Source organism: Legionella impletisoli (assembly GCF_900639875.1).
In the GTDB taxonomy this organism is placed as follows: Bacteria; Pseudomonadota; Gammaproteobacteria; order Legionellales; family Legionellaceae; genus Legionella_A; species Legionella_A impletisoli.
In genome coordinates, this window is the sequence record NZ_CAAAIA010000005.1 from 103,676 (window position 1) to 124,565 (window position 20,890).

The following is a 20,890-nucleotide window of genomic DNA, read 5'->3' on the forward strand; positions in this document are numbered from 1 at the left end:
CCTCTTTATATCAAGCTTTTGCTCACCAATTCTTGCAAATCTCTTGAGAGCTTATTTTTTGCAAGCGTTTGCAGTTCTTCTTGCATTAACGCTTGCCTCGGTTTATCTAAGCGTTGCCAACGCGTGAATGGGGTGGCTAACCGCGCTGCAACTTGTGGATTGTATTTATCCAGAGTTAACAATACCTCACTTAAAAAAGCATATCCGCTTCCATCTTCAGCATGGAAATGACGATAATTTGAGGAACAAAATGCACCGAGTAAGGCGCGTACTTTATTAGGATTTTTGATATTAAAGGCCGAATGACTCATCAGTTGGCGCACCTCTGTAAGCGTTCCAGGCAATTCGCAAAGCGCAAGCGCTGTAAACCATTTATCCAGTACCAAATCGTTGGTTTTCCATTGTTGGTAAAACGCTTCTATCGCTTGCAAACGATAGTCATCAAACGTGCAGTTAACCAAAAGATTAAAGCTTGCAATCTGATCCGTCATCGTGCGAGCTTTTGTAAATTGTTCCTGGCAGAGATTCAACGCCTCTTTTTCATCGGCTTTCATCATCAACCACAAGCATAAATTTCTTAATTTTCTACGACCATAAGCATTTGACTCCATAGCATGCTCTTCTTGCTGCCATAAAACTTGATACAATCTTTCGGCCTTATCAAAAAGATGACGACCAAGTGTTGCACGATAATCATCGCGCACAGATTCTAATAAGCTGACATTGACTAACGTTAAATGGGTCGCGATGTCTTCAAATCCAGGAGGAGAGATAACCTCTGCTTTTAAAGCAGGATCAAGGCTTTCATCTAAAAGGAGGTGCTGATAGGCGTTTAGCAATGATTCTGGTAGCATCCATGAAGATTTTTCATCCTGATAATGCTTTGTTAAGCAATTTATAGTAAGCCTTTGAGCGGCATCCCATTTTGCAACCCCATTGGATTCATAACGCAGTAAATCGGTAAGCTCGGTCTCATTGCGTTCATCGTGTAAAGTAACTGGTGCTGAGAAATCACGTAACAAAGATACCAATGGTTTTTCATTTAATCCTTCAAATTCAAACACTTGTGATGCTTCTTTTAATTCAAGCACATCCGTTTGAAGCGGAAGCGCTTGACCATTAGAATCGAACAAAGCAACCCGGATCGGGATATGAAACGGTTTTTTCTCTTGGCTTTCTGGTGTCGGCCGACAGGTTTGGTCTATTTGTAAACGGAGTGTACCTGCATCATAGCTGCTCTTGACCTTCACTTCAGGCGTTCCTGCTTGGCTGTACCATAACTTAAACTGGGTCAAATCGACTTCATTGGCATCTTCCATTGCCGCCACAAAATCATCAATAGTCACAGCCTGACCATCATGGCGTTTAAAATATAAATCCATGCCTCGTCGAAAGCCTTCATCACCGAGAAGAGTATGTTGCATGCGAATCACTTCTGCACCTTTGTTATATACGGTTGCGGTATAAAAGTTATTAATTTCCTGATAGGACTCGGGGCGAACGGGATGCGCCATGGCTCCGGCATCTTCAGGAAATTGGGCATTTCGTAACATTTTGACATCTAAAATTCGATTGACCTCTCGTGAATTCATGTCGCGTGAAAATTCCTGGTCACGAAATACCGTAAGCCCTTCTTTTAAACTTAATTGAAACCAATCACGGCAGGTCACTCGGTTTCCAGTCCAGTTATGAAAATATTCATGACCAACGACGCCTTCGATATCCAAGTAATCGGAATCAGTTGCCGTATCGGGTCTGGCTAAGATATATTTCGAATTAAAGATATTTAAGCCTTTATTTTCCATAGCGCCCATGTTGAAGTCGCTGACTGCCACAATCATGAAAATATCAAGATCATACTCGCGGCCATATTTTTCTTCATCCCAACGCATGGCTCGTTTTAAAGACTCCATGGCATGCTGGCACTTATCTTCATTCCCAGGCTCGACATAAATTCTTAAATCAACGGTTCGACCCGAAGCGGTTTTAAACGTATCCTGAACACACGCTAAATCTCCTGCTACCAAAGCAAAAAGATAAGCGGGCTTTTTAAAAGGATCTTGCCATAATGCCCAGTGGCGTTGCTCACCATGGCTTCCGACCTCAATTAAATTTCCGTTCGATAATAAAACCGGATATTTTTCTTTGTCAGCAATGATTTTGGTTGTAAACACGGACAAAACATCGGGCCGATCGGGGAAAAACATGATGCGCCGAAACCCCTGTGCCTCACATTGCGTACAAAAAAGATGATTGGTGCGATATAAGCCCGAAAGTTCGGTATTGTCTTGTGGTCGGATGCGCGTTTCAATGTGCAAAGTAAATGCATCGGGGCAATCATGAATGTATAAGTCCCCATCTTTCAGCTCATAATCGCCTTCACTGAGCATTTCATCGCCCATTTTTAGCTGAATGAGTTCTAGCTCATCACCGTACAAATGCAAAGGCCCCGGATTTTCCCGTTCAAACACCATTTGACTCTGTACTCGCGCCTCATCATCATAAAGGTCAAATTCCAAATACACTTGCTGTAATTTAAAAGGATAGGGTCGGTAATCTTTGCGGTGGATGGTTGAGTTAGGCATAGTGAATACTCCGATTTCCTGCAGACGGTTTTTTATGTTTTAATTTATTCATTAATAATTAAATTTTTAAAAAAGCATGACCGTGTGATTTATTCTATAATCAAAATAAAGGCATGAGTTTCTCTCTTTTGCCACCAAAATGCAAAAATAATCACAAGGGATTGATTAATACCAGAAATACTTAAAGTTAAACTTTAGATTGACGATAGATCTCGTAAGGCTCAAGGGAGAGGAATGTTATGAATACACAAGAGTTTTTAGCCAGTTACACGCGCCGCTTTGAAGAAAATAAAGAAGAAGATTTGTCTTTGGATGAATATTTGGAGCTCTGCCGTAACGATCCATCTGCTTATGCCAACCCTGCTGAACGTCTTTTAATGGCCATTGGCGAGCCGGAAATGGTAGACACTCGCCATGATCCTGTTTTGTCTCGCATCTTTTCCAATAAGGTCATTCCCCGCTATGAAGTATTTAATGAATTTTATGGCATGGAAGAGCCCATTGAACAGATTGTTGGTTTTTTAAAGCATGCCGCACAAGGACTCGAAGAAACGAAACAAGTCCTTTATCTCTTAGGTCCAGTCGGTGGCGGTAAGTCATCCTTAGCTGAAAAATTAAAAGATTTAATGCAAAAAGTGCCGTTTTATGCCATAAAAGGCTCCCCCGTTTTTGACTCTCCCTTATCGTTATTTGATGCTGAAGAAGACGCTGAGTTACTACAAGAGCGCTACAACATTCCAAAACGCTGTTTGCGCTATGTTCTCTCTCCATGGGCAATCAAACGCTTGCACGAATTTAACGGCGACATTAACCAATTCCGAGTGGTTAAAATTAGACCATCTAGAATGAAACAAATTGCTGTGGCCAAAACCGAACCTGGTGATGAAAACAACCAAGACATTTCATCCTTAGTCGGTAAAGTGGATATTCGTAAGCTTGAAGAATTTTCACAAGACGATGCCGATGCCTACAGTTACTCCGGGGGCTTATGCCGCGCGAACCGAGGATTACTCGAATTTGTAGAAATGTTTAAAGCGCCGATTAAGGTGCTGCACCCTCTGTTAACTGCAACCCAAGAAGGAAATTACAACCCCACCGAAGGATTGTCTGCTATTCCATTTGAAGGCATTATTCTTGCCCACTCAAACGAAGCAGAATGGCAAACGTTTCGCAATAATAAAAACAATGAAGCATTCATTGATCGCATCAACATCGTTAAAGTCCCTTATTGCTTAAGAGTCTCTGAAGAAGTCAAAATTTACAAAAAATTAATTGAAAACAGTTCGCTTCATAACGCGCCCTGTGCTCCAGGAACGCTGGATATGTTGGCGCAGTTTTCCGTCTTAACTCGCTTGAAAGAGCCGCAAAACTCGAGTCTTTATTCAAAACTTCGTGTGTATAATGGTGAAAGCCTGAAAGATACCGATCCTAAAGCTAAATCCTATCAAGAGTATCGCGATTTTGCAGGGGTTGATGAAGGTATGAGTGGCATTTCAACTCGCTTCGCGTTCAAAATACTCTCAAAAGTGTTCAATTTTGACCATAGTGAAGTCGCTGCGAACCCAGTCCATCTGTTGTATGTCTTAGAGCGCCAAATTGAACAAGAACAATTACCCCAAGAGCTTCACGAAAAATATCTAACCTACATTAAAGAATTCTTATCACCTAAATACGTCGAATTCATTGGAAAAGAAATTCAAACGGCCTATCTCGAATCATACTCTGAGTATGGTCAGAATATATTTGATCGATACATCACGTATGCAGACTTCTGGATTCAAGATCAAGATTATCGTGATCCAGATACCGGTGAAATTTTTGACCGTTGTGCATTGAACTTAGAATTAGAAAAAATTGAAAAACCCGCTGGCATTTCTAATCCCAAAGATTTTCGTAACGAAGTGGTGAATTTCGTATTGCGGGCTCGGGCTAATAATCATGGAAATAATCCTCGATGGAACAGTTATGAAAAACTTCGTTCCGTCATTGAGAAAAAAATGTTTACCAATACTGAAGATTTATTACCTGTGATTTCATTTAATGCAAAAGCTTCGGAAGAAGACAAGAAAAAACATGAAGAATTTATTGCTCGAATGGTGGACAAAGGATACACCCCAAGACAAGTCCGTCTGTTATCGGAATGGTATTTACGCGTGCGTAAATCTCAATAATCTGGAACGAGTGGAGCTGGTTTATGAGCCAACTGATTGACCGAAGACAAAATGCTGGTAAAAAAAGCACCGTCAATCGGCAACGTTTTCTACGGCGTTACAAAAGCCAGATTAAACGCGCTGTATCCGATGCAGTTGGACGACGAAGCATCACGGAGATTGATCAGGGTGAGCAAATTACCATTCCTGCAAAAGACATTTCAGAGCCTCGCTTTTCACCAGCTAAAGGGGGTCGAGTGGAGCGCGTCTTACCCGGTAATGATGAATTTGTTACCGGCGATAAAATTAAACGACCTGGAGGCCAGGGTCAATCCGGTGGTGGAGGTGAGGCTAGTGATCAAGGGGAAGGGGAAGATGATTTTGTGTTTCAGTTATCCCGTGAGGAATTCTTAGAGTTGTATTTTGAAGACCTAGAATTACCTGATCTGATTCGTAAAGAATTAGCTCGCATCAATACGTTTAAACATGTCCGAGCAGGATTTACTACCAGTGGAACACCCACCAACATTAATGTATTGCGCTCCATGAAACAAGCCACAGGTCGACGAGTAGCGCTTGCATCAAACTATAAGCGACAATTGAAAGAAGCAGAGGAAGAACTAAAAGCGCTTTTAAATGCCTCTAATCCTGACCAAGTAGAGGTGAATCGCTTAACCCGTGATGTGGAGTTTCTAAAAAAGAAAGTCAGCGCCGTACCATTTATTGACACCATTGATCTGCGCTATAACAAACACACCAAAGTATTAACCCCATCCACTCAGGCAGTGATGTTTTGTGTCATGGACGTATCAGGCTCTATGGATGAACCCAAAAAAGACATTGCTAAGCGCTTTTTTATTTTGCTTTATCTCTTTTTGACCCGAAATTATGAAAAAATTGAACTAGTGTTTATCCGTCATCATACGTCGGCTAAAGAAGTAAGCGAAGAAGATTTTTTTTACTCGCGTGAAACGGGTGGAACGGTCGTTTCTAGTGCATTGGAGTTACTGCATGACATTATCGACAAGCGCTACAGTCCAGCGGCTTGGAATATTTATGTAGCACAAGCATCCGATGGCGACAACTGGAACGCAGATTCCCCTTATTGTCTGGAGTTATTGCAAGAAAAGATTATGCCTTTACTGCAATATTTTGCCTACATTGAAATCATGCCTAGGCACCATCAAAGCTTATGGGAAGTCTATCAACAAGTGGGTAAAAAATATTCTAATTTTGCTATGGAAAATATTGATAACGCAGCCGATATTTACCCCGTCTTTCGCGAACTTTTTAAAAGGAAAACGGTATGAGCAAAAAGCCGTTATCAACAGGGGCTGAATGGACCTTTGAATTATTACAAGACTACGACAGAGAAATTGGCCGTATCGCAAAAGATTTCGGACTAGATACTTACCCGAATCAAATTGAGGTGATTACCGCTGAGCAGATGATGGATAGCTATGCCTCCGTTGGCATGCCCATTGGTTATCATCACTGGTCTTTTGGAAAACGTTTTGTGGGCGTTGAAAAGAGTTATCAGCGCGGTGAAATGGGCTTAGCTTATGAATTAGTCATTAACTCCAACCCTTGCATTGCTTATCTCATGGAAGAAAATACCATGGCGATGCAAGCTTTGGTGATAGCGCATGCGTGTTATGGGCATAATTCTTTCTTTAAAAATAATTATTTATTTAAAATGTGGACGTCACCCGATGCCATTATAGATTATCTGGTGTTTGCAAGAAATTACATTAGCGAATGTGAAGAACGCTATGGAATCGATCAAGTCGAATCCACTTTAGATGCTTGCCATGCGTTAATGAATTATGGAGTTGATCGTTATAAACACCCCCCAACCCTGTCTATTCAAGAAGAAAAAATACGCCAGCAGAATCGTGAAATGTATTTGCAATCCCAGATCAATGAATTATGGCGGACCATTCCGAAAGGTAAAGATCAAGAGCAACGCCGCTCAAAGAGACGTTTTCCTGAAGAGCCACAAGAAAACATTCTTTATTTCATTGAGAAAAATGCACCTTTGTTAGAACCTTGGCAGCGCGAAATTGTCCGTATTGTTCGAAAAATTGCACAATATTTTTATCCTCAAGGCCAAACCAAAGTCATGAATGAAGGTTGGGCCTGCTTTTGGCATCATACCCTCATAAATGCCTTATATGACGAAGGGTTAGTAACCGACGAATTTATGATTGAAATTTTGCAAAATCATACGAATGTGATTATGCAACCTCCATACAATAGCCCTTATTTTAGCGGCATTAACCCTTACACGCTAGGGTATCACATGATGCAAGATATTAAGCGCATTTGTGAGTCGCCGACGGATGAAGATAAAAAATGGTTTCCCCATCTTGCGAACACCGACTGGTTAACCACGCTCGATAACGCCATGCGCAATTTCAAAGATGAAAGCTTTGTGGCTCAGTTTTTATCACCTAGGCTTATACGAGAATTGAAGCTATTTCATATTGTGGATGATGATATTCATCCCGAGTTGGTTGTGAATGCGATTCATGATGAAGACGGGTATCAAAAAATTCGTGAAGCCCTGTCCAAACAATATAATCTAAGTGCTTTTGAACCGGATATTCAAGTTTACTCCGTTGATTTGGAAGGCGATCGCCAATTGACGTTACATTACACTCAACAAAACCGAATTCCACTTGCCACATCAGCTAATGAAGTCTTAAAACATTTGCATACACTTTGGAAATTTCCTGTATCCTTAAAAACTGTGAATATGGAAGGCCAAGTTTTATCCGAGTCGTTGTGCCCTCCTCCTAAGGTGCACAACAAATCAGATCCAGGTAATGTTTAACCTAAAATGGATTAACGCGCCCCCAGTTCAATAGCAAACGCTAATCCTAATTTTGTGAAGTTAGACATGTGGTCTGTACTTAATAAATCCATGGTATCTAAAGCCGAATGAATATAGGGATTATGTGCTTCAAAACTTGTTTCACAAGGAAATGCAGCCGGTACTCCTTCTACATTCCAGGAAGCGTGATCGCTACAACCATAGCCACAACGTGAATATTTTACTGGCACGTTGATGTAGGTTGTTATTAATTCGCTCACAAAATCACTGAGCGATGGATCCGTATAATCTTTAAAAACCCACATGGTTTTATCATTGGGATCATTACGAAAACCAGTCATATCAAACTGAATCGCTGCAAATACTGGGATGTTTTGATCTTTAAACGCTTGTACCACGGCCTGAGAACCAACTAATCCTTGTTCCTCTGCTGCGTACCAAATGATGTAAATGGGACGTTTTAAAGCCAGTTTAGAAGATAAAAGCACTCTGGCAACTTCCATAATGCTTGCTGAGCCACTGCCATCATCGCCAGCACCTGGCATGCGTTGACGCTCTGTTTTGCCTAATGTATCCATATGAGCACCGATGACAATCCCTGGCTTTGACAAATCATGACCGATAACCGTTACGACTGAAGGCTGAATAAACCATCCTCCCGTGGTTACAAAATAGGAATCGACGTCCTTGCGACCATATTCGATAGCCATTTGATCAAACGATTGTTTCAGCCACTGAGCCGTTTGAACACCATTATTCAAAACAGCGGAGCGATTGGTGTAAGAAGTTAGGTGAATCAACGTGTCTTCAATACGTTTATCCTCCACAAGAGCCAACGCGTTTTGTACCTCGGAATGATGCTGAAGGGAGTAGCGGATCGGTTCTTTAAGCGCCGCTTTGGGTTTAGGTTTTAAAAGCAGCAATTTGGCTTTCAGCAAACGTTCCTCTTTTGATTGCGCTTCTAATTTTTTCGTAACGTTCACAAAACGCCCACAACGTGCTTTATCGGCTGCTATGCGAATATCATCCAGCTGATTAAAGGGGACTTCAATGATTTTAAAGGCATGAGTTTCAGCTATAACCTTATAGGGCATTGTTAAGGTCTTAGCAAGGCAACTTGGCACTTGAAGCTGTTGCGTCGTTGGTTCAGGCATAGCGATTGCTGCGGTTGTTATCAACCATCCTGCTAATAAATACAGCGTAAATGTTTGTCTCATGAGAAATCCTTAATTGCTTTCAATTTAAAAACTTAGGGCCATTGGGTAATAGACTCTAAGAAGATGGCTTAAGTTTTTAGTAAACCACATCTATTTGGCCTGACCAAATGATTTAACAATTTAAATCACAAAGGTTATTGATAATCATTTTCATTCGTTATAAAGTACCAATTCTTTTTTTTGGCCCAGTCTGGTGTTTTTATGACCTTAAATAAAAAATTATTAAAAAAATTGCCTTATCAATTATCCCTTTTACTTTTAACCGCTGGTGCAAGTTTAATCCTTGGGTTTTTAAGTTTTGGCGGCATGTATGCGCTCTTCCCCTTTTTATCACTTGCCTTCGCAGCGTTTGGACTTTCGGTTGCCTATGAAGGTGAGATTTATCTACAAAACATTAAGGGCGCTTTAAATAAACTATTTAAAGCTGATTTTTTAAAACACCAGATTGCAAGACAATATTTACTTCTTCACTTTCCAGACACCACTGCCGAAGATTGTCCACAATTTTTTAAAGATTACGAAGCGCAACTTCATTTGCTGAATCAATTTGGTGATAAACGTCTGGACAAACAAAGTCGCAAACAGAAAAAACAAATCGCTAAGACCCTAAAAGACATGGAAAAATGGTTTTCAGCACAGTTTTTTGCAAAACAAGAGGATGCTACTGCGGCAACAGATTATGACCTTGAGTTAAGAAATTGGCTGGCAAAACATGCGCAATCTGAATGGCGAGCAACGTTTATTCGTCGAAACTATTGGTTTCAGGGTGTAAAAGCATTCAGCGCTTTCGCCGGGATATTCATGGGTCTTGGAACGACGTATCTCTTAGTCGAAGCCTTTAGCGCCATTCCTTTGCTGGCATTTATTCCTTTTGCAGCCTGGCCGCTGATGATTGTTCCTATGGCCATTGTCGCAGGCGCTGCGTATGGGCTTTTAACATACAATGCCATCACGGATATGATTAGCAACAACACCCTCGGCCAATGGTATAACAAAATTCGGGATGATTTTAAAAAAGGATTCACTGTCAAAAACGTGTTCATGGCCATGACAACCACCTTACTCGTTGCCATGGCCATTGCCTTAACCATTTGTACTGCCGGCACCTGGTGGACAGTCGTGAAAGAAGCGAGGCCGCTTTTTAATTGGATGGGGAAGTTGCCTGGATTTATCATGGGCGTGATAAATCCTATTATCACTGGATTATCTGCTGTGGTATTTAATTTACAAAATACCAGTGAGACCTTAGAGCTGATTGATGGGGCGATTTCACATCACGACCATCATCACTCATCCAGTGACTCCAAGTCAGGATTTTTAAACACCATTCAACGCGCGTTCGCTAATTTGCGTCAGCGTGAAAATTGGGGGCAATTGTTGAACCCCTTCCGATTGCTATTAAAACTAACGTTCACGCCCTTAAGAATTCTATTATTTATAGGTCATTTAGTTGGAATCGCCGTGACGGCCGATCGCGTTCCCGGCATCCCACAAACGCTATCGGCTTTATTTGGTCTAATTAGCGAAGGATTCGAGGATGCGCATTATTTTATCCCCCATGCCCATCACCATCATCATGGTGAGGCACAGACCAAAGATTTGTTGGATGCTCGACTTGGTGCTGAGCACAGTCACAGCCATGATAATGACTTGCCCACGCGGTTTTTAAAGTTGTTGTTTTCACCGTTGATCATGCTCGCAGCTGCCTGGGATTGTGCTGCAAGCCAATTCAACAAAGATCCTCGAAAGCCCATGAGCTTTGCCAGTGCCTGGAATAAGCAAAGAGGAATTCCTATGGAGCAAACCGTTACGCTAAAAACCGATTCAGTTAAGCCTTCATCAGCTTGGCAAAAAGCTCACGTATTACATCGAATTGAGCGCCAAAAACAAAAAGAAAGCAAAGAACACGACAAGCTTTCAGCATTACAACAAGAAATACGTGATGAAAAACCAGAACAAGTGATTTCCATATTGGGTCAAAGACAAAAACATGGTTTCTTTGCTCATCAGGAAAATAAGGCATTTTTAGAAGCGTTACCCGAGCGTGTTGCAGGCCCTTCTCTTGCTGGATAAATTTCCTCTAGGCCGTGGCTCTATCTCCCGGCCAAAAAGGATTCCACCTATGGGTGGACAGGATTCCCTCTACACATGTCTTCTACTTTGTTACAAGACTTCTACTACCTGGCCCGACTGGTTCGGGCCATCTAATGAGTTGTGTGTTTAGGAGATGGCCCGAACCAGTCGGGCCAGGTAGGGGGAAGACGAGCCAAGCAGGGGGAAGACGGACCAAGTAGGGTAAGACGGACCAAGCAGGTAGAAGACGGACCAAGCAGGAAGAAGACGGACCAAGTAGGGGAAGACGGGCCAAGCAGGGGGAAGACGGACCAAGCAGGAGGAAGACGGACCAAGTAGGGAAAGACGGGCCAAGTAGGGGAAGACTGGTCAGGTAAGGGAAAATTGGGCCATGACAGAGCCAGCTGAGCTTAGGTAGGAGCTAGTTGGCCCAGGTAGGCAGTAGTAGAGGGGTCAAGTGGGTGGAAATTTAATCCAGTAAATTTTTTAATCCTTCTAAATGCGAACGCGCGATTGCTTTTGATTTTTTTTCATCGCGAGACCCAGTTCTTCCATACCACTCAAGATAATCTTGTGGCAATTCGTCGAGAAACCGGCTGGGCAAGCAATCTTGTAATTCGCCTGCACGGCGACGTTGTCTAGCTAACGTAAGGCAAAGAGCCTTTTGTGCGCGCGTAATCCCAACGTAAGCCAAACGCCTTTCCTCTTCAATCTGATCGTGCTCGATGCTTTCGCGGTGGGGCAGTAGCTCCTCTTCCATGCCTACCAAATAAACATAGGGGAATTCGAGTCCTTTTGATGCGTGCAACGTCATCAGTTGTAATTGCTCACGGCTTCCCTCATCCGATTGTTCAAGAATATCAATTAAAATCAACTTATTAATCACATCGCTTAGCGTCTGTTCTTCCTTCTTATCCAGTAAACGGCCAACCCAGTCTAATAGTTCCAGCACATTTTCCATGCGTTTTTGAGCTTTAATCGGCGCATCACTTTGTTCGTATAAGTACGCCTCATATCCAATCTCCTCAACCATTTCCCGCAATACGTCAATGACAGGCTCTGACTCACATCGGCGTTTAACGCGGTCTAGCCAGGATTTAAATGTTTGTAAAGCGGTGCGAGATTTATCCTGAATATGCTGACTCAATGCCAAATGATCACAACAAACATATAAACTTTGACCTTTCATTTGAGCATAATGGCCAAGTGCCGATAACGTTGTTTCACCAATACCACGTTTAGGGGTGTTAATGACCCTTAAAAAAGCCGCATCATCTGCTTCATTACATAAAAGTTTTAGATAAGCAAAAATATCTTTAATTTCGCTTCGAGCAAACCAAGACTGGCCGCCACTAATATGATAAGGAACACTATGATGCCTCAAGACTTTTTCAAATTGCCGGGCTTGATGATTACCACGATACAAAATAGCGTAATCGCCAAACGAAGTACCATGGCGAAGCTTATGACTAATCATATCCATAACCACCTGTTCGGCCTCATGCTGCTCATCGCGGCAACAAAGGACTCTTATTAACTCCCCGTGCCCTAATTCACTCCATAATTTTTTTTCAAATAAATGTGGATTATGGCTGATGAGATGGTTGGCTGCATTAAGAATACGCCCCGTTGAACGATAGTTTTGTTCAAGTTTAATGACTTTAAGTTCTGGAAAATCCGCTTGCAATTGTGCTAAATTTTCAGGACGAGCGCCACGCCAAGCATAAATGGATTGATCATCGTCACCAACAACGGTAAAGCTCGCCCGCCCCCCAACCAACAAGCGAACGAGCTCATACTGGCAAGTATTGGAGTCTTGATATTCATCAATTAGTAAATGGCGGATCTTGTTTTGCCAATGCTCTAAAGTATTAGGATGATTTTTAAATAGTTGCACCGGTAAGCGAATTAAATCATCGAAATCAACGGCATTGTAGGCTTGCAAGGTTTTTTGGTAGTCGATGTATAGTCGTGAAGCCTCCATTAAAACAGGATTATCTAACGAACTCGGTACGACCTCTGGTCCAAGCAAATCGTTTTTCCAACGGGAAATTTGATATTGAATGGATAAAATCTCTTCTTTCTGATTGGCTTTTGCTGTTGGCAATAAGCTTTTAATCACGCCAAAGCAATCTTCTTGGTCAAAAATGGTGAATCCTTTTTTTAATCCACACAATAAAGGATCGCGTTTTAAAATGCTAAGTCCTAAGGTATGAAACGTCGCTACTTTTAAACCGCGGCGTGTCGAGGAAGAAAGTGTGGCTGCAACGCGCTCACGCATTTCATTCGCCGCTTTGTTCGTAAAGGTGACGGCAAAAATACTCTTAGCCGCATAACCACATTCTTCAATTAAATAAGCAATTTTTCGAGTAATGACGCGTGTTTTGCCACTGCCTGCCCCTGCCAGCACCAGCAAAGGGCCATCGATGTATTTAACCGCAGCAGTTTGTTGGGGATTAAGCATGGTTCTAACCTACAAAAATTGGCGATTATGACAGGACTTTAACCAAAGCTGAACTAAAGACTTCATACTCATCGTTTACGGACGAACTATAGCCTTGCTCAATTTATAACTTAAAACGGCAAACTGGAACGAAAAGGGCCAGGCAAAAACCGCAGATTATGACCGCGCGAAGTATATATCAGATTAAAAAGTGAAACTCTGGTTTTGAGCTATCTGATTTAATCTTTCTTGGAAAAATTATGGTAGAATTTTATCTTTTGGTTTTGCTTATTATTATGAAAGAATCGGATACCCTACAGCGGTTTATGTTTGAGCATGCAAATATTCGTGGTGAGATAGCTCATCTTGATGAAACATATCGAATCATCATGGCTCAACACCCCTATCCAGAAGATGTTCGAACGTTACTTGGAGAAGCGCTCATTTCTTGTGTATTGCTGGCAGGGAGCATTAAATTTGAAGGAGAAATCAGTTTGCAGTTTCATGGCGATCATCGTCTCCCCCTGCTCATTATTCAATGCGATAACCAACTGAATGTTCGAGGATTTGCAAAATATCAAGAGTCCGAAGATAAAGAAGCGATTGATTATTATGCAGCGTTTTTAGCTGGAAAAATGGTACTAACCATCAATCAGTATAACAATACCAAAGCGTATCAAAGCGTTGTTCCAATTGACTCTGCCTCCATGAGTGAAAATATCATGCATTATTTTGCTCAATCAGAACAGATTTCAACACGCGTTTGGCTTACCGTTAAAGACAATAAGGCTGCCGGCATGCTATTGCAGCTCATGCCTGGCCAAGATACACAACAACGCGAACAATTTTGGGAATACGCCGTTCACTTAGGCGAAACCATCACCGATGAAGAATTGATTACCCTTGATAATGTGACCATTTTGCATCGTTTATATCATGAAACAGAGCTTAGGTTGTACAATGCCCGTGCGGTAAAATTTCAATGTCGTTGCACTCAAGAAAAAATGAAGCAAGTTTTAACTATTCTAGGTGAAGAGGATTTAAAGAATTTGCTCAAGGAGCAAGGCCATGTTGCCATTCGTTGTGATTTTTGCAACAAAGAATACCAATTCGATGCCATTGATGTGACCATGCTGTTTCGGGGGTAGGCTCATCCGAGCCTCTACCCCACATATTTATTGCATGGGCATATCCAATGAAGACAAAATGTCACTTTCTGGATCAGAAAGATGGAAGTAATCACCGCGCATGGCCTGTAAGATTTGCTGCATCGTATTAAATTGTTCGCTTAATTGAAAAAATAAATCAGCAGAATGGCGTTCCTGTAGTTCTCCTACAGACAGGTACGCCGCTTGACCCATGTCGCTAAAATATTCAAGGCTAACATGGCGTTTATTAGCCATTCCTGGAAATAAGCCACAGAACAACAAACTCTTATCACCCACGTCTTTTAAGCGCTCTACTTGTCTTTTTCCAAACAATTGCATGGATTCTAAAAAATCAAGCGCTATCACAGACTCTAAGAGTTGGGTCGTTTGAGAATACCGCATTAATAAAAACACAAGGTAACTTTCCGTGTTTTCATTTAAAACCAGTCTGGTTGCAGCCTGGGCTTCATTCACCAACGCGTGCCATTGGCTGGTATCGGTGGGATGCAGAATTAATTTTTTCATAATTAACCACCTTTTTCTTTTACTCCTACTATAAGTTTAGCAAAGCTCATGCCACATGAAAGAGAAATGGGAAGATTTTATATAATTTAATAGCTTAGAATTAATTCTTTCACCGCTTCATCGGGAGTTGTACGATGGGTGAAGAAATCACTTCTATTGAATTGGGAGCAGCTTTTTTATTTTAGCGCTCTCGGCAGCGGATTTGGATCTATGCCTAGCCCTTTTAAAACTGTTAGATACGCTTAAGGAAGCGCAGCAACAAGCCCTATTTAAACAAAGAAATACGGATAACCTATGCTTTTTGGAATTAGTTTCTCCAGGTAACCGAGCTCGCTTAATTCAAGGGGCAGCGGTTTTAAAATCCCCTTGGCTTAGCGTATTCATTATTTACGAACGAAATACCCTAATAGATCTTTTACCCTTAATTTTTAGTCAATTATCTCAACCAGATCAAGTTAATCTACTCATAGAAGCGTTTAAACAAGTCATCAGTGACAAAAGGGATCTCGAACCTTTATTAAGCTTTACGCAATCTTTGACATACAATGTTATGCGAGATTTTCTCGCCGGGCCTGTTTTTCCGGGCAATAGCAATCTCTTGCTGCATTATTCTATGCATCTTTCTAGTCTCTTGCCAAATCTGAAGAGTTTAAATCCTGAAGACAAAGAAACGATGCTAAAGCAAACTGACTCTGACGGATGGAATGCTTTAACGCTGATAGCGCGTTTTTCCCCAACATCTCTATCTCAATTGTTTCCATTAATTAACGAATTGGATGAGGTTACGGCACAAACGATCATTGAAAAAAAATGTTATGATTATCAATTCAGTAACGTACTCAATGTCATATGGGATTACCACCCCGAACATATTACCGATTTAGTGCCCTTCATAATAAAACTGCCTCTAGAGAAACAAGTCAAAATGTTAATCGACGCTTTTAAAAACGCTATCGCAAATAGACAACAGTTACAACCGTTATTGTCGGTCACCGAATCCTTGCAAATAGACCTTCGCGTCGATGTTTTGAAAACCGTTAAAAAACTTAAACCTATTTCGACAGAAGACAAGAAGCGTATAGAAGCTTTGCTTAAACAAAGTCAGGAAGAAATTAAAAGGACGAAACAGCGCCATTCTTCCACACCTCATGCGGAAAGCAGCGGTCCTTTAGGAAGATTGGGTATTTTTCATAGTGAACAACAAAACGGCTATACACGAGTACCCACCGCTGACCCAGAAGCGTTTAATAATCGCCTATAATCGTAAATTCAATATACAATATTCGACTTTAGGACCAGGAGTGGCACCTTCTGGTTTTGAAACTACGATTTCGATTAAATAAGCGATATTCTGCAAATTTCAATGTATAATGGTAAATACATAAACAAATAGCTTGGATTATCATGCATTGGCATGAGTCCTGTGTTGCTTTTTTAAGGTTAATCATGATTGAAAAGATTCGAAATATTGCCATCATCGCTCACGTCGACCATGGTAAAACCACCTTGGTGGATCAGCTTTTACAACAAACGGGTACGTTGAACGAACGTGCGCCTAAAGTCGAGCGGGTTATGGACTCGAATGCGTTAGAAAAAGAACGTGGGATTACCATTTTAGCTAAAAATACCTGTGTTCATTGGCATGGCCATCAAATTAATATTGTCGACACCCCGGGGCATGCTGATTTTGGTGGAGAGGTCGAGCGTATTTTATCGATGGTGGATAGCGTGCTGTTGCTTGTAGATGCTGTCGATGGGCCCATGCCTCAAACGCGATTTGTCACTCAAAAAGCTTTTGCCCAAGGATTAAATCCTATTGTGGTCATCAATAAAATCGACCGTCCTGGAGCACGCCCTGATTGGGTCATGGACCAGGTGTTTGATCTGTTTGATAATCTTGGCGCCAATGATACACAATTAGATTTTCCAGTGGTGTATGCATCTGCATTAAATGGCTATGCCAAATTAGATTTAGCTGACGAAACGAACAACATGGATGCGTTACTGGAAACCATCATTAAGCATGTGAGCCCGCCTGATGTGGATGAAAAAGGCCCTTTTCAAATGCAGATAAGCTCATTGGATTATTCTTCTTATGTTGGGACCATTGGCATTGGCCGTGTAACCCGCGGACAAATTAAAGCGAAATCACCCATAAAAATTATTGATAAAGAAGGCGGCGTTCGCAGTGGTCGATTATTGCAGCTCTTAGGGTTTAAAGGATTAGAGCGTGTTGAAATTGAGCAAGCTCAAGCGGGCGATATTATTGCCATAACAGGGGTGGATCCTTTAAATATTTCCGATACCATTTGCGACCCAGCACTTGTTGAAGCTCTGCCACCACTGACCGTGGATGAGCCAACCATCAGCATGACCTTTCAAGTTAATGATTCTCCTTTTGCAGGCCAAGAAGGGAAGTTTGTGACTAGCCGTAAAATCCGTGAACGATTACAAACGGAATTATTGCATAATGTCGCTCTACGGGTGGAGGACACGGACGATCCTGATAAATTCAGAGTCTCTGGTCGTGGCGAGCTGCATTTATCTATTTTAATTGAAAACATGCGCCGTGAAGGGTATGAATTGGCCATTTCAAAACCTGAAGTCATTCTTCGTGAAGAAGAAGAGCAAATGCTAGAACCCTACGAGCACTTGACCGTTGATATTGAAGAAACGCATCAAGGCAGCATTATGGAAAAGCTAGGCGAACGTCGCGGTGAACTGCAAAACATGATGCCAGATGGCAAAGGTCGAGTCCGCTTGGATTATATTATTCCAACGCGTGGTTTGATTGGTTTTCATACCGAGTTTTTATCCAGTACGTCTGGAACCGGTTTAATGTATCATGTGTTTGATCATTATGGCCCAGCCCATCGTGGTCGCATAGGTAAACGCAATAATGGGGTGTTAATTGCAAATTGCCAAGGTACGGCTCGTGCCTTTGCGCTGTTTAACCTCCAAGAGCGAGGTCGTTTGTTTATTGAGCCTCAAACCGTCGCGTATGAAGGGATGATTGTTGGGATCCATTCCAGAGATAATGACCTTGTGGTCAATGTGACTAAAGAAAAACAATTGACGAATATTCGTGCATCTGGAAGTGACGAAAACATTATTTTAACCCCAGCCATTAAATTATCGCTTGAACAAGCCTTAGAATTTATCGATGATGACGAACTCGTGGAAGTCACGCCAATCTCGATTCGTCTTCGTAAAAAAGAGTTAAAAGAACATGAGCGTAAACGAACAGCACGTGCGGCTAGCAGTGACACATAACTCAATAAGGACTGATTGGTTATGACCAAGCAAAAGTTTAAACGTGTAATTTTATACGCAAGGCAACACCGCGCCAATCAAGGCGTAAATGAAACCCTACACCGCTTGATTGGGTATTTAAAGTCTAAAAAAATAGCGGCATTTCAGGATGCAGATACCGCGTCGAATTTTGAGTTAAAATTGCCTGTATTAGAGCGTGACAATATGGGTGAAAATCAAGATATCATTGTCGTGGTTGGTGGCGATGGGAGTTTACTTTCAGCCGCTCGAATGGCGATTAAAGTGAATGTTCCCGTCGTTGGCATCAACCGCGGACGACTGGGATTTTTAACCGATATATCACCTTCAGAAATTGAAGACCAACTCAGTGCTGTTTTAAATGGAGAATACCAGGAAGAACGTCGCTTTTTATTACAAACGAGAATTCATGACGAAGATTCCACTTACTTTCAGGGTGATGCACTCAATGACGTTGTTTTAAGTCGCGGAAGAGAAACGCATTTAATTGAGTTTGACGTGTGTATTAACCAACAATTTGTCAGCCATTATCGAGCAGATGGCTTGATCTTAGCAACGCCGACTGGTTCGACGGCTTACGCCTTATCAGCCGGTGGGCCTATTATGCACCCCCTTTTAAACGCCATGGTGATGGTGCCGATGTTTTCTCATAGTTTAACCACAAGACCTTTAGTCATTGATGGTCACGACGTCGTGGATTTAAAAATCAGCCAAAGCAATGAAAGTGATTTGCAAATCAGCTGCGATGGCCATGAGTCTCGTACAGTCAAGCCAGGGCAGATTATATCGATTGAAAAAAATGCGCAACAGTTAAAGCTATTGCATCCCAAAGAATATAATTATTATGATACGTTAAGAATCAAACTCGGGTGGGGAAGCAAATCCCAGGGATAAATTATGCTCACGTCATTACGCATTGAAAATTTTGCCATTGTAGCTAAGTTAGAACTGGATTTTGAATCAGGAATGACCGCTTTTACAGGTGAAACAGGCGCGGGTAAGTCCATCATGATCGACGCCCTAATGTTGGCACTTGGGGATCGCGCCGACGTATCCGTGATACGGCCTGGTGCGGATAAATGCGACATCACCGCTTGTTTTCATTATGACGAACATTCTCTGCCTGCCCAGTGGCTTAAGGAGCACGAGGTATCCAGTGATGAGGGTGTAATCTACCTTCGCCGAGTGATTCATGGGGAAGGTCGCTCAAAATCTTACATCAATGGCCAGCCTTTTCCCTTGCAAAAAGTAAAAGAACTCAGTGAGCGTTTGGTGGATATTCACGGTCAACACCAGCATCAAAGCTTACTTCATCATGCCACACATCGCCAGCAACTTGATCAATTTGCAAATCACGATTCTCTCCTTGAACGCGTTGCTGCTTTGTTTCAAACTGCTCAAACCATTAAAAAAGAAATTGAACGCCTTGAACGTCAACATGTTTCTGAAGAGCGGCAAGAATTGCTGCGATTTCAAATTGAAGAACTTCGTCATTTGAATAGTCATGATGGAGAGATGCAACAGCTTCATGAAGAACACCAATGTTTACATCATGCCCGTGAATACCTAGAACATGCACAAGAGATTAACACATTACTCAACAGCGATGATGAGCCAAATATTATACAAGGCTTAAATCACATCATGCAGCGGTTATCGAGTTTACCAGCCCATCTAGAGCCAATTAAAAATGCGCTTGAATTAATTAATTCGGCCTTGATTCAATGCGAAGAAGCAAACGATGAAATCACCCGTTTTTCAGAGCAAATTTCTCTAGATCCCGAGCGGTTAAATGAGTTGGAAGCGCGAATTAGTCAACTACATCAAGCAGCAAGAAAGTATCACGTAGATGCCAATCAGTTAACTAATGTATTAATCGAACTCGAGAAGGAATTAAACACGCTGGACAATTCAGGCCAGAAACTCATCGAACTAAAAAAAGACTATCAGTCAGCCATCGAGGACTATCAAAAAGCTGCAGAAACACTTCGCCAGTCTCGCCATAGTTACGCCAAGAAATTAGCAGGTGAAATCAGCGGCACCATCCAATTATTGGGCATGCCACATGGTTACATTGAAATAGAAATCACCCCCCTTGAAAAGATGCAACTTCATGGTCAAGATAAAGTTGAATATAAAGTGTGTACAAATCCTGGCATGAAACCAGACACATTAAATAAAGTGGCTTCCGGGGGCGAATTATCCCGAATTAGCCTTGCCATTCAAATGATTACTGCCCAGCGTGGAAGTACGCCTACTTTACTCTTTGACGAAGTCGATGTCGGAATTGGTGGTGCCACTGCTGCTTTAGTAGGGCGATTGCTTCGCACATTGGGTGAGCGATTACAAGTGTTTTGTGTGACGCACCAACCCCAGGTCGCAGCGAGCGCGCATCACCATTTTCTTGTAGAAAAGCATAGCGATCAACAACAAACTTACTCACACATTATACGTCTACAAGATTCTGATAAAATCAATGAAATCGCAAGAATGCTTGGAGGATTGAAAGTCACCGAACAAACGCGCTCTCATGCAAAAGAACTGCTTCAGCAATTTGATACCTGTTTGGCTTAAATGAATGCTTCCTTATCCACATTTCTTGTAGGAACACTTTGAGTCGAT

The 20,890-nt window shown here is 41.8% G+C and carries 13 protein-coding genes; 9 read left to right on the forward strand and 4 right to left on the reverse strand.

The genetic code is table 11. The annotated features are described in order from the left end of the window. Window positions 1-5: 5 nt before the first annotated feature. Window positions 6-2,585: an aminopeptidase N gene (gene pepN / locus E1O41_RS06715; protein WP_131776552.1), complete on the reverse strand. Its 2,580-nt coding sequence runs from the start codon at window positions 2,583-2,585 to the stop codon at window positions 6-8. A 239-nt stretch (window positions 2,586-2,824) separates the two neighbouring features. Between pepN and E1O41_RS06720 the strand changes: the two genes are divergently transcribed. Genes E1O41_RS06720 through E1O41_RS06730 form a run of 3 tightly spaced genes read left to right on the forward strand, consistent with a single transcriptional unit; the run spans window position 2,825 to window position 7,571 of the window. Further along, window positions 2,825-4,756: a PrkA family serine protein kinase gene (locus tag E1O41_RS06720; RefSeq protein ID WP_131776553.1), complete on the forward strand. Its 1,932-nt coding sequence runs from the start codon at window positions 2,825-2,827 to the stop codon at window positions 4,754-4,756. A gap of 23 nt (window positions 4,757-4,779) precedes the next feature. After that, a complete protein-coding gene (locus tag E1O41_RS06725; protein ID WP_131776554.1) occupies window positions 4,780-6,045 on the forward strand; it encodes a YeaH/YhbH family protein in 1,266 nt (421 codons plus the stop codon). Next, on the forward strand, window positions 6,042-7,571 hold the full coding sequence (locus tag E1O41_RS06730) for a SpoVR family protein (RefSeq protein ID WP_131776555.1): 1,530 nt from the start codon (window positions 6,042-6,044) through the stop codon (window positions 7,569-7,571). Before E1O41_RS06725 ends, E1O41_RS06730 begins: the two co-directional genes overlap by 4 nt. 11 nt (window positions 7,572-7,582) lie before the next feature. On the opposite strand, the gene lapA is transcribed toward E1O41_RS06730, so the two are convergent. Then, the gene (gene lapA / locus E1O41_RS06735; protein WP_131776556.1) at window positions 7,583-8,788 is read right to left on the reverse strand and encodes an aminopeptidase LapA; all 1,206 of its coding nucleotides are present in this window, start codon (window positions 8,786-8,788) and stop codon (window positions 7,583-7,585) included. Between the two features lie 201 nt (window positions 8,789-8,989). On the opposite strand from lapA, the gene E1O41_RS06740 reads away from it, so the two are divergent. Continuing rightward, window positions 8,990-10,861 (forward strand): hypothetical protein, encoded by a 1,872-nt coding sequence (locus tag E1O41_RS06740; RefSeq protein ID WP_131776557.1) that lies wholly within the window; start codon window positions 8,990-8,992, stop codon window positions 10,859-10,861. 469 nt (window positions 10,862-11,330) lie between these two features. Here the strand turns inward: E1O41_RS06740 and E1O41_RS06745 are convergent, their stop codons facing one another. Further along, on the reverse strand, window positions 11,331-13,325 hold the full coding sequence (locus E1O41_RS06745; RefSeq protein WP_131776558.1) for a UvrD-helicase domain-containing protein: 1,995 nt from the start codon (window positions 13,323-13,325) through the stop codon (window positions 11,331-11,333). A gap of 275 nt (window positions 13,326-13,600) precedes the next feature. On the opposite strand from E1O41_RS06745, the gene hslO reads away from it, so the two are divergent. Further along, window positions 13,601-14,452, forward strand: coding sequence for an Hsp33 family molecular chaperone HslO (gene hslO / locus E1O41_RS06750; RefSeq protein ID WP_131776639.1), 852 nt, complete (start codon window positions 13,601-13,603; stop codon window positions 14,450-14,452). 27 nt (window positions 14,453-14,479) lie between these two features. On the opposite strand, the gene E1O41_RS06755 is transcribed toward hslO, so the two are convergent. Next, complete coding sequence (locus E1O41_RS06755) at window positions 14,480-14,977, reverse strand: hypothetical protein (protein WP_131776559.1); 498 nt, start codon at window positions 14,975-14,977, stop codon at window positions 14,480-14,482. Window positions 14,978-15,179: 202 nt separating this feature from the next. Between E1O41_RS06755 and E1O41_RS06760 the strand changes: the two genes are divergently transcribed. From E1O41_RS06760 to recN, 4 genes are all read left to right on the forward strand, one after another. Continuing rightward, on the forward strand, window positions 15,180-16,238 hold the full coding sequence (locus tag E1O41_RS06760) for a hypothetical protein (protein WP_131776560.1): 1,059 nt from the start codon (window positions 15,180-15,182) through the stop codon (window positions 16,236-16,238). Window positions 16,239-16,423: 185 nt separating this feature from the next. Beyond that, complete coding sequence (typA, locus tag E1O41_RS06765) at window positions 16,424-18,250, forward strand: translational GTPase TypA (protein WP_131776561.1); 1,827 nt, start codon at window positions 16,424-16,426, stop codon at window positions 18,248-18,250. 21 nt (window positions 18,251-18,271) lie between these two features. Next, window positions 18,272-19,162, forward strand: coding sequence for an NAD(+) kinase (locus E1O41_RS06770; protein ID WP_131776562.1), 891 nt, complete (start codon window positions 18,272-18,274; stop codon window positions 19,160-19,162). 3 nt (window positions 19,163-19,165) lie between these two features. Then, window positions 19,166-20,842, forward strand: coding sequence for a DNA repair protein RecN (gene recN, locus E1O41_RS06775; protein WP_131776563.1), 1,677 nt, complete (start codon window positions 19,166-19,168; stop codon window positions 20,840-20,842). The last annotated feature ends 48 nt before the right edge of the window (window positions 20,843-20,890 follow it).